This window comes from Cyclobacterium jeungdonense, assembly GCF_010994275.1.
Taxonomy (GTDB): domain Bacteria; phylum Bacteroidota; class Bacteroidia; order Cytophagales; family Cyclobacteriaceae; genus Cyclobacterium; species Cyclobacterium jeungdonense.
In genome coordinates this window covers 27,206-40,376 of record NZ_WMCD01000004.1, presented here as the reverse complement: position 1 = coordinate 40,376, position 13,171 = coordinate 27,206, and the positions used below count along the sequence as shown (strand labels likewise).

Genomic DNA, 13,171 nt, shown 5'->3' with positions numbered 1-13,171 from the left:
TTTATGCTACGTTTACCCTGTTTCTAATCGTTTTTTCTTCTCCCAGAAATGCGTCTTCATGATCTCCCCTGCTAACGCTCAGGATAATACCCAAAGATATTCCAGTGAATATAAGCGAAGTTCCCCCCATGCTTACCATGGGGAGGGGCAGTCCTGTGATGGGGATAAGTCCGACTGCTACTCCCATATTAATCATAGCCTGAATGACCAGGGAAAAACTTAACCCTGCGGACAACAATCCCCCAAACGGCCGGGTGGAAATGGCGACTACCCGCATGCCTCGGTAGAGCAAAGCGAGGTACATGAAGAGCACGATACCACCCCCGACCATTCCATATTCTTCAATGATAATGGCATAAATGAAGTCCGAATAGGGGTGAGGGAGTATGTTTCTCTGTTCACTTTTACCGGGACCTTTGCCGGTAATGCCTCCGGTGGCGATCGCGATATAGGAATGTTTAGCCTGAAATGGGATTTCCCCGGGCTCATCATTCATAAATTTTTCTATTCGGGAAAAGAACACCCCACCTCGCTGGCCCATCAGGATAGCTGTGGATAATACCAGCGTACCCACCATACCAACAACCAGCAGGTATTTTAAGGGAACCCTTCCTATAAACATCAGCAGAAGGCAGGTAGCCAACAGCATGACAGCAGTTGACATGTTAGCAATGGCAATAAGCAGACAAATGATACCGATCCATACGATAATTGGAATAAAGGTACCTTTGATGTCTGTTATTTTCCGCTGCCGTTTTGCCAACATGCCAGCAACGGCTGCTATTAGGGCCAGTTTAGCCAAATCCGAGGGCTGAAATGCCTGATCTATGATGGGAATAGTGAGCCACCTGCTGGCCTGGTTGATGGTAGACCCAAAAAGGTAGGTAATCAATAACAAAGGAACGCTTACCCACAAAGCGAATAAACTCAATTTGGAGAAATATTTATAGGGAATGGTGTGCACCGCCCACATGACCACCAGACTGGTCAAAATCAGCGCACTGTGTTTAAATAAATAGATCTCCGTATTTCCTCCCATTTTGCGGTAGGCAAGGGATCCCGTGGCGGAATATACCGCCAAGATGCTGATCATGGACAACAGGATAACGATACCCCAGATTATGGGGTCTCCTTTTAGGTTTTCTTCTAGCCAGATTTTAACTTTTGCCATTTTCAAATGCTTTTTTCAAGTTCAAAACTGCCTCTTTAAATTGGTTGCCTCGATCTTCGTAATTTTTAAAAAGATCAAAGCTGGCGCATGCCGGAGATAACAATACCAGGTCTCCGGCAGCACCTTTTTCCAAAGCCCAGGTAATGGCCTGTTGTAAATCCTGTGTCTCCAGAATAACAGGTATTTTTCCAGAAAAGGCCTTTTTTAGTTTTTCATTATCCTTCCCCAGACAAATCAGCACTTTTACATGCCCTTCTATTTTTTTTTCCAGCAGGCTGTAGTCGTTTCCTTTATCCACCCCTCCGGCAATCCAGATGAGATCGTTTTGGTAAGCTTCAAGTGCAAATGCCGTGGCATCTACATTCGTGCCTTTGCTATCATTTATGAATTCGAGACCGTCAATCTCAGCCACCCACTCCATTCGATGGGCCGCATTTACAAATGTCTTTAGCCCGGGCCCGAGTTTTTCCGAGGGTACTCCAGCCATTTTAGCCGCCAGAACAGCTGCCAGGGAATTGCACAGGTTATGCTTTCCCTGCAGGGCCATTTCCTGTATGGGCCAGGTCCATATTTTCCCTCCGGTTTTTACGGTCAATTTATTTTCCTCCACATATGCCTTTCGTTCAGGGCTGATGTCCAATCCATAAGGCAGATCCTCTGGCTGGCTCTTTCTGCTTTTCAGCGTGGATTTAATGATAAGATCTTCATCGTAATAAATGAAATGGTCCTCCGGCTCCATTGTGTCGGTCAATTTCAATTTGGTCGCAGCATAAAGCGACAGGTCATTATCATATCGGTCCAGATGATCTGGTGTAATGTTAAGCAGCAGGGCCACGGAAGGACGAAATTTCACAAACCCCTCTATCTGAAAGCTGCTAACTTCCAACACCCACCAGTCGTGGTCGTTTTCACACAGCTGAAGGGCCCAGCTTTTCCCTACATTGCCAGCCAGCCCCACGTTCAATCCTGCTGATTTCAAGAGATGATAGGTAAGCAGGGTTGTGGTCGTTTTGCCATTGGTACCGGTAATGGCGATCACCTTTCCCTTGCTAAAGCCAAAGGCAAATTCCAGTTCATCCACTACAGGGATTCCTGAAGAGATTATCTGAGTCATCAACGGATTGGAATAGGGGATCCCCGGGCTTTTTACCACCGTATCAGCGGCAATAAATGACTCCACTGAGTGTTTTCCTTCCTCAAAGTCAATTCCCTTTTCCCGGAAAACGGTTTTCTTTTCCTCGGCTATTTTTCCAGCATCGGACACAAATACCCCGTGCCCCTGTTGCTTGGCAAGCAGGGCAGCTCCAAAACCGCTTTCTCCGGATCCTATGATGGCCGTTTTTTGCATTTACCTCAATTTAAGTGTAGCCAATGCCATGATGGCAAACAAGATTCCCAGTATCCAAAATCTTACCGTTATTTTCGCTTCCGGAACGTTTCTTTTCTGGTAGTGATGGTGTAGAGGTGACATCAGGAAAACCCTTCGTCCCTCCCCATATTTCTTTTTCGTATATTTAAAGTAACTGACTTGAATGATGACTGAAAGCAGTTCGATCAGGAAAATACCGCATAGAACCGGTAATAAGAGTTCCTTTCTAAGTGTAAGCGAAAGTACGGCGATGACACCGCCAATCATCAGACTTCCGGTGTCTCCCATAAATACCTGGGCAGGATAAGAGTTGTACCATAGGAAACCCACACAAGCTCCTACGAATGCAGCGCAGAAAATCACCAGTTCCCCTGAGTTGGGGATAAACATTACATTCAGGTATTGGGAGAAAATAGCATTGCCACTGATGTACGCGTAGATGGCAATCGTAAGTCCAATTATGGCAGAAGTCCCAGCTGCCAGCCCATCAATTCCATCGGTGATATTGGCTCCATTGGAAACTGCGGTCACGACAAAAATCACCAATATGACGTAAAGCACTGGAGTGAAATTTTCACCTAAAAACCCAAAAACCAGGTCGTAATTGAGTTCGTTGTTTTTGAGAAAAGGAATGGTGGTTTTCATGGACTTTACATCCTGAAATGCAGGCGTAGCAACGATCCCCTCCGCGATGGACACCGTATCTTGAAATTCACGGATCACGACGTCCTCATGGAAGTAAAGGGTAACGCCTACAATAATTCCAATGGATACCTGCCCGATAATTTTAAACCAACCGGCGAGGCCTTCTTTGTTTTTTCGAAATACTTTGATATAATCATCCAAAAAGCCGATGCCACCCAACCATAAGGTGGTTACCAAAAGTAGGATGATATAGATGTTGTAAATATTGGCAAACAAAAGAGTAGGAATGACAATGGCCGCCATGATCATCAACCCTCCCATGGTAGGAGTACCCTTTTTTTCAACTTGGCCTTGCAGCCCCAATTCCCTCACGGTTTCTCCGATTGATTTTTTTCTAATCCAGTCGATAATTCCTTTACCAAGGGTAATGGTAATCAGGAGTGAAAAAAGTGCTGCCATTCCCGCACGAAAGGAGATATACCGGAACACACCGGCACCGGGGAAATCGTAGGTTTGGTCTATATAGTCAAAAAGATGGTAGAGCATGTCATTCCTTGTGTAATAATTCCAAAAATTCTTTCACTATTTTTTTATCGTCAAAGGGATGTTTGACTCCCTTGATTTCCTGATAGGTCTCATGCCCTTTACCTGCGATCAAAATGATATCTCCTTTTCTGGCCAGACTGCATGCCGTTTTGATAGCAGATTTTCTATCGGCTAAAGTGAGGGTTTTCTTTTGGTCAATCGGATTAATCCCTGCCTCCATTTCCTGAATAATAGCCATTGGATCCTCATCCCGGGGATTGTCGGAGGTGAAAATAACCCGATCACTCAAGGAACAGGCAATTTTGGCCATTACCGGCCTTTTGCCACGGTCCCTGTTTCCGCCACAACCTACCAGCGTGATCAACGTCTCCCCACTTGTTCTGAGTTTTTGAATGGTTTTTAGAACATTTTCCAAGGCATCGGGTGTGTGGGCGTAATCCACGATCGCGGTGATGCCCGCATGGAACACTTGATCAAATCTACCCACGGCGCCAGTCAGTTTGGATAATTGACGCAATACTTCTTCTTCTTCCTCATCCAGGAGTAAGGCAATTCCCAGCACCCCCAGCAGGTTATAGGCATTAAATTCACCGATAAGCCTGAACCAAACCTGCTTGCCTTCCAAATCAAGCTCCAGCCCGTGAAGCGAATTGGCCAATATTTTTGCCTTAAAATCAGCGGGATATTTCAAACCAAAAGTAAAAGGCCTCGCTTTGCAATTTTGAAGCATTACCCGACCTCTTTTATCATCAGCATTGATCAGGGCAAAAGCATCCTTTGGGAGCTCATCAAATAATTTTTTCTTTGCTTTAATATAGCTATCAAAATCTCCGTGATAATCCAGGTGATCGTGAGAAATATTAGTAAATAAGGCACCCGCAAATTTCAGCCCTGCCGTCCGCTCCTGTACAATGGCGTGAGAGCTGGCTTCCATAAAACAATGGGTACATCCTTCCTCCAGCATTTTTAGTAGCAATTCGTTGATGGCTAAAACATCGGGAGTGGTATGACTGGCAGGAAGCACCTGGTCCATGATCCGGTTTTCAACCGTAGATATCAACCCGCAAGAGTAGCCCAGTTCCGAATACAACTGGTGGAGCAGGGTGACGGTAGTCGTTTTTCCGTTGGTGCCGGTTACCGCTACCAAGGTCAATTTTTCAGAGGGGTTTCCATAAAAATTGGCCGCCATCAACCCCAGTGATTGGGCCGCATTCACCACCTGCACGTAAGTAATTCCCTCTTGTAGCTCTGTTGGTAAGGATTCACAGACGATGGCGATAGCTCCTTTTTCCTCCGCACTTTTAATAAATGCATGCCCGTCCACCAGAGTGCCTGGAATAGCCACAAATACGGACCCAACGATGACCTTCCGGCTGTCAAAAGCCAGTTGGTTCACGGAAACCTCCATGTCGCCTTTGGTAGAGACCAAAGAAACTTTGTATAATATGTCCTTTAACTGTATGTTCAACGTAACGTTAGTTTTATAACCTGTTCGGTTTCATATCGGCTTCCTGAAGGCAGGGATTGAGTACTGACCCTCCCTTTTCCGGAATGCTGCACACGTAAACCTTTGTTTTCTAATATATACAGCGCATCCCTAAGGGTCATTCCCGAAACGTCAGGGACAACTGGTTTTTCTACCGCATTACTCACCCATTGTATGGATCGATTCGCAACCTTCGTGGTTACCCAGGTCTCCGAACCGGTGTAATGATTTGAAATGCCCATGCTGTTGCAAATCATTTGTAACTCTTCCACATGTCCTGCCTGAATGAATGGAAATTCTTCCCTGTCGATTTGCGGAAGCTCCTTCTTCCTTGTCGATTCTTCCTGTATGTTCAGGTCCTGTGCAAAGATCTTATCGGCAATTTCGCGGAAAACCGGTGCGGAAATATCGCCCCCGTAGGCATTGAATCCTTTTGGGCTATCAATGACTACAATAGCGCTGTATTTAGGTCGGTCTGCCGGAAAATAACCTACAAAGGAGGTATAGTATTTCTGAGTATACCTGCCGTTTTCCAATTTCTGGGCTGTTCCGGTCTTCCCGGCTATGGCATAGGATTCATTATAAATATTTCTCGCTGTACCATTTGCCACCACCCCCTTTAAGAGACTCTGAAGCTTGGAGATGGTCTTTTTTGAGGCAATGTTTTTTCGTAATGTTTCGGTACGGTAACTTTTCTCTACGGAATTGCCTTTGGATACCTGTTTGACGATCATGGGTTTTACAAAGGTTCCTCCGTTGGCTACCGCATTGTACAAAGAGAGTGTCTGCAAAGGAGTAATTTTGAGTTCGTATCCAATCGACATCCAGGGAAGGGTAGTTCCATACCAGTTTTTATCTTCCGGATTTTTAAAATAAGGAACACCTTCACCTATAATCTGAAATTCAAGCGGCCCGTCTAGTTTTACCTGGGATACATATTCTAAAAAGCGGTGAGGCTGGTGGCCAAAATGTTCATGGACCATTTTGGAAATTCCGACATTCGAAGATTTTTCGAATGCCTCCCGGACAGTGATTTTTCCGTAGCCCCCGTGTTTGGCGTCTCGCATGTAACGGTCGTAAAACTTATAGCTGCCGCTGCCGGTATCAATACTGTCCTCCAAATTGATCTTACCCTCTTCCAGCAATGCCAACATGGAAAGTAATTTAAACGTGGATCCGGGCTCGGTGAGGCCCTGCTCTCCTACGGCATAATTATAGTATTCTCCGTAGCCATAGCCATTTTTGCTTCTTTGGAGGTTCGCGATTGCCTTGATGTGTCCGGTAGCTACCTCCATAACGATCACAGAGCCATAGGCGGCATCTTTATTCATCAACTGTCTTAATAAGGCAGACTCCGCCAGGTCTTGGATATTGACATCCAGGGTAGTGTGGATATCAAAGCCGTCGGTGGGTTTGATATCTTCTGCATCGTGCAGGGGTTTCCAACTTCCACCTGCGATTTTTTGAAACAAGGCTTCTCCGTTTCTTCCTTCGAGGTACTCGTTAAAACTGTATTCCAATCCCACTCCGTATTGGTCTTCGTTTAAAAAACCCACGGTTCTGCCGGCCAGATTTTTGAAAGGGCGGTATCTTTTGTCAATTTTTTCGAAAATGATTCCACCACCCATTCTGCCTTCCCTGAACAGTGGCCAATTCATCATGTTGAGTTTTTCCTGGTAGCCGATTTGTTTCCTGTTTAGGGTAAGGTATTTTTTACCTTCATTTCTGGCATCCAGAATCAGGCGCTTGTATGAGGCGGCGGAACGGTCCTTGTAAAATCTGGAGAGTAGGGTAGCTAAGGAATCGATTCCTGCTTTAAGTTGAGGTGCGGAAGCAATGGAAGGGTCCATGGCTACACGGTAAAAAGGCAGACTGGTGGCAAGCAGGCTGCCGTCTGCACTGTAAATATTGCCTCTGGTGGCTTTTACCGGACGGTATTGCAGATGGATGTCCTCCGATAATTGCCGCCATTTGTCCCCTTCGGCAAACTGTATGGTGCCTATCCTGTAAAAAATAGCACCGGCTATCATGGTTACCACCAAAAAGGAGAGCCTGACCCGGAGCAATATGGATTTTTTTATATTCACTTTTCTAAAACAATTCGTTGAGGTGGTTCTTCAATTTCGAATATTCCCAATACTTCTATTTTTTTTGCCACTTCGGACTGTTTGCTCGAAAACATGTATTCTGCTTCTAAAGTGGTCACGTCCGCTCTGATATCTTCTACTTCCTGTTGAAGCTGGTCAATCTTTCGTATGGTGTTTTCCGCCTGGTGGTTGCTCCAGATGTAAATCATGGCAAGAAACGCAGCGTATAGAAAAGGAGGTACCAGCTTGACAGGTACGTTATCGCCTACCAATCCACTGATATCCAGCTTTTGCTCCAGCAGAGCAAAGGGGTTAAACCAGGATTTTTTTTGTTTCCTCCTGGGGTTGATGGGTTTTCTGAAACTGTTTCTACTCATGGTCATCCTTTCCTTGCTATTCGTAATCGGGCACTTCTTGCACGTTTATTGCTTTCCACTTCCTCCGGACCGGCAATAATGGCTTTTCTGCTGACCGGTTCCAGAGGTCTTACCGGGTTTCCATAGAAATCCTTCTCCAGTTCGCCATGCAATTTCCCTTTGGTCATGATGTTTTTTACCAGCCTGTCTTCCAGCGAATGGTAGCTCATCACTACCAGGCGTCCCCCGGTTTTCAAAAGGTCTATGCTTTGGACTAGCATTTCCTCCAGCGCAGCCAATTCCTGGTTTACTTCTATCCGCAGGGCCTGGTATACCTGAGCGGAATATTTAGCGTATTTTCCTCTTGGGGCATATTTATCAAGTAGTTTTTTGAATTCAGTACTGCTCTCGAAGCGAGTGTTGGCCCGGAAGGCGACAATCGCTTTGGCCAGTGTTTTGGCATTTTTCACCTCCCCGTAAAGGCTAAGCATTTTTTGAAGCTCCGCTTCGGAATAGGTGTTCAAAACCTCCGCCGCTGTCAGCTCTCCGGACTGGCTCATTCGCATGTCCAGCTTTCCTTCAAAACGGGTGGAAAAGCCTCTTGAAGGTTCGTCTATTTGATGGGAAGAAATCCCCAGATCGGCCAGGATTCCATCTACTTTCGCTACCCCGTAAAGTTTTAAATAGCGTTTCAGATCACGAAAATTCGCCTGGATGAATGTGAACCGATCATCTTTAATAATGTTTGCTTCTGCATCTGGATCCTGATCAAAAGCATATAAATGCCCTTTTTTCAGCCGTTTCAGGATTTCCTTAGCATGTCCACCTCCACCGTATGTCAGGTCCAGGTAGATACCGTCAGGATTTATCGCCAGTCCGGAGAGACAGGCGTCACGCATCACGGGAATATGGTAGGCCGGGTTATCCACTTTTTCCTAAAAATTTTTTATTCAAATCTTTGTACACCTGCTCCTCTTTGGCGGCATATTCTTCGTGAAGGTCCGGGTTCCAGATTTCTATTTTGGTACCAATTCCAATGAGTACGGCGTCTTTTTCTAGTTGCCCATGCCGAAGCATGTTTTTTGGTATCAGAAATCTTCCGGCAGTATCCAGTTCTACTGGCGATTCCCTTCTGAAAAAGGACCGCTTAAAGCGCCTGACATCATCGTCCGTGTCGTCCAGGCTTGCCAGCTTATTGTGATCCTTTCGTACTTCTATCATGGGAATCAGTTCGAGGCAAGGTTCCAAACCTTTACGCAGCATCATTTCCTGACCCAAGGATTCAGGTAACGATGCCTTCATTTTAGAAGGCAATACCAACCTGCCCTTGGCATCCAGTTTACATTCAAATTCACCGGTGAAAGATGCCATTCCTCTGCTTCCTGATTATAGATTACAAAAGTAGTAAATAGCTAAACACTTTATACCACTTTGCCCCACTTTTTACCACATTGGTATAAAAGTATCCAAAACAAACTACAAACACAATTTTTTATCAAAAAATAATACGGCCTGCTAAAGGGGGCAACGGACTATAAATCAGCAACTAAATGCCGCTAAAATGCCTTTCCAGGGGTTTTAAATAGAAGTTTTTGTGGAATGTGTTCAGGGAATAGTAGCTGGCTAATTTTGCCATAAAAAATATGTGGGAGGAATTCCCATAAAAAATGAAAAAAAAGAAAAATCTTATTTTTTCCGTTCGATAGTGTAGGTTACTAATGAGGATAGGGAGGTTTTATAGTCGGACTCCGGAAATTCGGCTAAAATGGAGAGCGCTTCCTGGTAAAAATCGTTCATCACCTGTTGGGCATATTCCAAACCACCAGAGGCTTTAACGAAATTAATAATTTCGTTCACCGTGCTTTTATTTTCGCTTCCATTGCGGATTTTATAGATAATTTTTTTCTTTTCGACCCAGGAAGCATGATTTAGTGCATAAATTAAAGGAAGTGTCATTTTCTTTTCTTTTATGTCGATCCCAACTGGCTTTCCCACCACGTCTTCTCCATAATCAAATAAGTCATCTTTAATTTGGAAAGCCATGCCAACCTTTTCACCGAAAAGCCGCATTTTTTCAGTGCTTTCCGCGCTTGCTCCGGCGGTGGCAGCGCCGACGGCGCAACAGGAGGAGATCAGGCTTGCTGTTTTTTGCCGGATAATGGTGTAATACACCTCTTCTGTAATATCCAATTTTCGTGCTTTGGAAATTTGAAGAAGTTCTCCTTCGCTCATTTCCCGAACCGCATTGGAGACGATTTTCAATAGATTGAAATCCTCGTTTTCGACACTTAATAATAAGCCTCTGGAAAGCAGGTAGTCACCCACCAAAACGGCAATTTTGTTTTTCCACAGCGCATTAATGGAAAAAAAACCTCTGCGGTAGTTGGCATCATCGACTACATCATCGTGTACGAGGGTGGCCGTGTGAAGGAGTTCAATAAGCGCAGCCCCCCGGTAGGATGCCTCGCTGATACTTCCACTTACACCAGAGCTGAGAAAAACAAACATGGGACGCATCTGTTTTCCTTTTCTTCGAACAATATATTGGGTAATATGGTCGAGCAGTTTGACCTTACTCTGCATGAAGGAGCGGAACTTTTTTTCAAAATCAGCCATCTCAGTGGCTATCGGGGCTTGTATCTGCTGTAAATCCTGCTTCATGGGTGTTTTGAATGGTGCAATATTACAATCTATTCCACCATTGACAAAACTGCCCTATTGATAATTCTGTTTAATGAATTTTATTTTTGGTTATCTTTGACCAACCAAATGACAAACCATTGACCGACGACTATATCAAGCACCAATACGAGCCCATATTGCCAAAAAAGGATGAATGGCCGGTGGTAAGACTGAGTAAAGGCAGGAAAGAGTTTATCCAGCAAGTAGTAGCGTCCAGTAGTGAGAAAATTAAAAACCTAACCGGAAATCAGGTTCAAGCCTTAAAAGAGGAACTGGAGATCACACTGTACAAAGAAAGGATGCGAATCAAGCAAAATCCCTGGTTGGTAGATCCGGACGACGAAGCATCTTTTTGGTCAGGTGTGAAGTCTTCCCTTTTGTCCATTGGGGTGGATCAAAGACTCAGCGAGTCAGATAAAAAAGAGAAGTACCTGGAAATATTAACTGCCATCACACAGCGCTACGCAGAAGAAATAGCCAGTAATTTTAAGCACAGTCACTATAAAATGACACGCCGGATCGTCACCTTTGGCTTTTCGCGACTACTGAATACTTCCCGGGTAAAGGGATTCAAATCTATTTTTAGCAACCAATATAGCCTGCAAGATAAAATCCAAATTATTGGAGAAACCGATCAACTACGGGAGCTTGCTTCGAAAGGCACCATCGTAATGGTACCTACTCATTTTAGTAACCTGGATAGCATTCTGATTGGTTGGACGATCAGTACCCTTGGTCTTCCTCCTTTCATTTATGGAGCAGGGCTTAACCTGTTTAATATCCAGATTTTTGCCTATTTCATGAATGCGCTAGGGGCCTATAAGGTGGATCGAAGAAAGAAAAATCAGATTTACCTGGAAACTCTGAAAACCTATTCCAGAGAAGCCATTCAGTTTGGGTGCCATAGTTTGTTTTTTCCAGGAGGTACGCGTTCCAGAAGTGGAACCATTGAGTCCAAGTTGAAACTTGGTTTGCTAAATACCGCTATCGAGGCCCAACGAGCCAATTATCAAGCAGAGCCCGATGACCCTGGAAAGGTTTTTATTGTGCCGGTTACGATCAATTACCATTTTGTTTTGGAAGCTCCCAGTCTGATAAAAGAACACCTGAATTATACCGGTCAGGAGAGGTACTACAGCGAATCGGATGAATTTTCCACCTCTTATAAGATTTCAAGATTCCTTGTTAAGTTTTTCACAAAGGGTTCAGATATTTCCGTTTCAATTGGAAAGGCGTTGGATATACTAGGTAACTATGTGGACGAAAATGGAAAAAGCAGGGACAGGCACGGAAGGCCGATCGATTGCAAGGATTATTTTTTAACTAACAATCAGGTGACGGTTGACCTGCAAAGGGAAGAGGAGTATACCAAAAAACTTGGCAAGCGGATTGCAGAAGAGTTTCATAAAATTAATCGGGTTTTTAGTAGTCATTTGGTTGCTTTTACTGCATTTCAACTCATACAACGCAGCAATGAAAAATTGGATTTGTTTAGCCTTCTGCAGCTTCCGGAGGAAGATATTCAGTTGCCATTTGATGACTTTAAGGCTGCTTGCGGGAAGGTTTTAGTTGAAATCAAGCGTCAAAAGGAAGCGGGTAAATTGGGCATTGCCCCCCATTTGGAAAAGCCTCTTGAGGAAATCATACGCCACGGTTTTGAAAACCTGGGTATGTATCATGCCAAAAGGCCCCTGATCCGTACCGAAGATGGTCATGTTATAACTGAAGATATTAGTTTATTGTATTATTACCACAACCGACTGGATGGATATGAATTGGAAAAAATCGTTTGATGCCCGGCCGATAGGTGTAATTGGTATTGGAAGTTTTGGCGCAGCCATTGCTAATTTGTTGGCAGAAAAAAATGAGGTTTTGGTATATGCCCGGGATGAAGCCGTGGTACAATCTATTAATGAAACGCACAAGGTCAAAAATAGAAAACTGGCTGATAAAATTAAAGCCACCAATGATCCGGAGATGCTTTGCGAGGCCTGCGAAGTGATGTTTCCCATGATACCCTCTTCGGGTTTTCAGGAGGTGATGGTTCAGTTTGCTCCCTATCTTCACCCTTATCATTTTTTAATTCACGGGACCAAGGGACTTTCCCTGAATTTGCCTGAAGGAAAGACCCTGGAAAACATCACTCAGATCAACCGGGAGCATATTTGTACAATGAGTGAGGTGATCCTGAAGGAGACCGTTGTGGAAAGAATTGGCTGTCTGGCCGGACCCAATCTGGCTAAGGAGTTATTGGAACACCAGCCAGGAGCCACCGTAGTGGCCAGTCGATACAATGAGGTCATCAGAGAAGGGCAGCGGCTATTAAGGTCAGATAATTTTCAGGTCTATGGCAATTCCGATATAATTGGAGTCGAACTTTCTGGCGTTTTAAAAAATATCATTGCCATTGCTGCGGGTGCTTTATCCGGTTTGGGGCTGGGAGACAACGCCAAAGGATTATTGGTTTCCCGCGGTATGGTAGAATTAATTCATCTGGGGAATGCCATGGGTGGCGGCACCAAATCTTTTCTGGGCCTTGCCGGAATAGGAGATCTGGTAACTACCTGCAACTCTACCCTCTCCCGCAATTATACCTTGGGATTTCGGTTGGCTCAGGGAGAAAAACTGGTGGATATTACTTCCGATATGGAGGAAGTAGCAGAGGGTATCAATACCGTCAAGCTTATCAAGCTGTACCTGGAATCCACGAATCGCAGAGCTCCCATCACCGAAAATTTATACAAGGTACTTTTTGAAAATTTCAAAGTGGAAACCGCCCTGCAATCCCTGATGAAATACCCTATCTATACTGATATTGACTTCCTGTAA

The 13,171-nt window shown here is 44.6% G+C and carries 11 protein-coding genes; 2 read left to right on the top strand and 9 right to left on the bottom strand.

Annotated features, from left to right (window positions below; translation table 11 throughout):
* Window position 1 precedes the first annotated feature (1 nt).
* The 9 genes from GKS34_RS09670 to GKS34_RS09630 all read right to left on the bottom strand — a co-directional run bounded on the left by GKS34_RS09670 (window position 2) and on the right by GKS34_RS09630 (window position 10,321).
* Window positions 2-1,171: an FtsW/RodA/SpoVE family cell cycle protein gene (locus GKS34_RS09670; RefSeq protein WP_163384618.1), complete on the bottom strand. Its 1,170-nt coding sequence runs from the start codon at window positions 1,169-1,171 to the stop codon at window positions 2-4.
* Entirely contained in the window at window positions 1,158-2,519 is a 1,362-nt protein-coding gene (murD, locus tag GKS34_RS09665; RefSeq protein ID WP_163384617.1) for a UDP-N-acetylmuramoyl-L-alanine--D-glutamate ligase, read from the bottom strand. Before murD ends, GKS34_RS09670 begins: the two co-directional genes overlap by 14 nt.
* A complete protein-coding gene (gene mraY / locus GKS34_RS09660; protein ID WP_163384616.1) occupies window positions 2,520-3,731 on the bottom strand; it encodes a phospho-N-acetylmuramoyl-pentapeptide-transferase in 1,212 nt (403 codons plus the stop codon).
* A gap of 1 nt (window position 3,732) precedes the next feature.
* Window positions 3,733-5,199 carry a UDP-N-acetylmuramoyl-L-alanyl-D-glutamate--2,6-diaminopimelate ligase gene (locus GKS34_RS09655; protein WP_163384615.1) on the bottom strand — a complete coding sequence of 489 codons (1,467 nt, stop codon included), beginning with the start codon at window positions 5,197-5,199 and terminating at the stop codon, window positions 3,733-3,735.
* Window positions 5,196-7,304 carry a PASTA domain-containing penicillin-binding protein gene (locus GKS34_RS09650; protein WP_163384614.1) on the bottom strand — a complete coding sequence of 703 codons (2,109 nt, stop codon included), beginning with the start codon at window positions 7,302-7,304 and terminating at the stop codon, window positions 5,196-5,198. Before GKS34_RS09650 ends, GKS34_RS09655 begins: the two co-directional genes overlap by 4 nt.
* Entirely contained in the window at window positions 7,301-7,681 is a 381-nt protein-coding gene (locus GKS34_RS09645; protein WP_163384613.1) for an FtsL-like putative cell division protein, read from the bottom strand. Before GKS34_RS09645 ends, GKS34_RS09650 begins: the two co-directional genes overlap by 4 nt.
* Window positions 7,682-7,683: 2 nt before the next feature.
* Window positions 7,684-8,589, bottom strand: a complete 906-nt coding sequence (gene rsmH, locus GKS34_RS09640) for a 16S rRNA (cytosine(1402)-N(4))-methyltransferase RsmH (RefSeq protein ID WP_163384612.1) — start codon at window positions 8,587-8,589, stop codon at window positions 7,684-7,686.
* Complete coding sequence (mraZ, locus tag GKS34_RS09635) at window positions 8,582-9,031, bottom strand: division/cell wall cluster transcriptional repressor MraZ (protein ID WP_163384611.1); 450 nt, start codon at window positions 9,029-9,031, stop codon at window positions 8,582-8,584. Before mraZ ends, rsmH begins: the two co-directional genes overlap by 8 nt.
* Window positions 9,032-9,346: 315 nt before the next feature.
* A complete protein-coding gene (locus tag GKS34_RS09630; RefSeq protein ID WP_163384610.1) occupies window positions 9,347-10,321 on the bottom strand; it encodes a polyprenyl synthetase family protein in 975 nt (324 codons plus the stop codon).
* Between the two features lie 119 nt (window positions 10,322-10,440).
* Here GKS34_RS09630 and GKS34_RS09625 point away from each other — a divergent pair, with 119 nt between their 5' ends.
* Both GKS34_RS09625 and GKS34_RS09620 read left to right on the top strand, forming a co-directional pair.
* Window positions 10,441-12,135: a 1-acyl-sn-glycerol-3-phosphate acyltransferase gene (locus GKS34_RS09625; RefSeq protein ID WP_163384609.1), complete on the top strand. Its 1,695-nt coding sequence runs from the start codon at window positions 10,441-10,443 to the stop codon at window positions 12,133-12,135.
* The gene (locus GKS34_RS09620) at window positions 12,113-13,171 is read left to right on the top strand and encodes an NAD(P)H-dependent glycerol-3-phosphate dehydrogenase (protein WP_435380097.1); all 1,059 of its coding nucleotides are present in this window, start codon (window positions 12,113-12,115) and stop codon (window positions 13,169-13,171) included. The genes GKS34_RS09625 and GKS34_RS09620 overlap by 23 nt, the downstream gene beginning before the upstream one ends.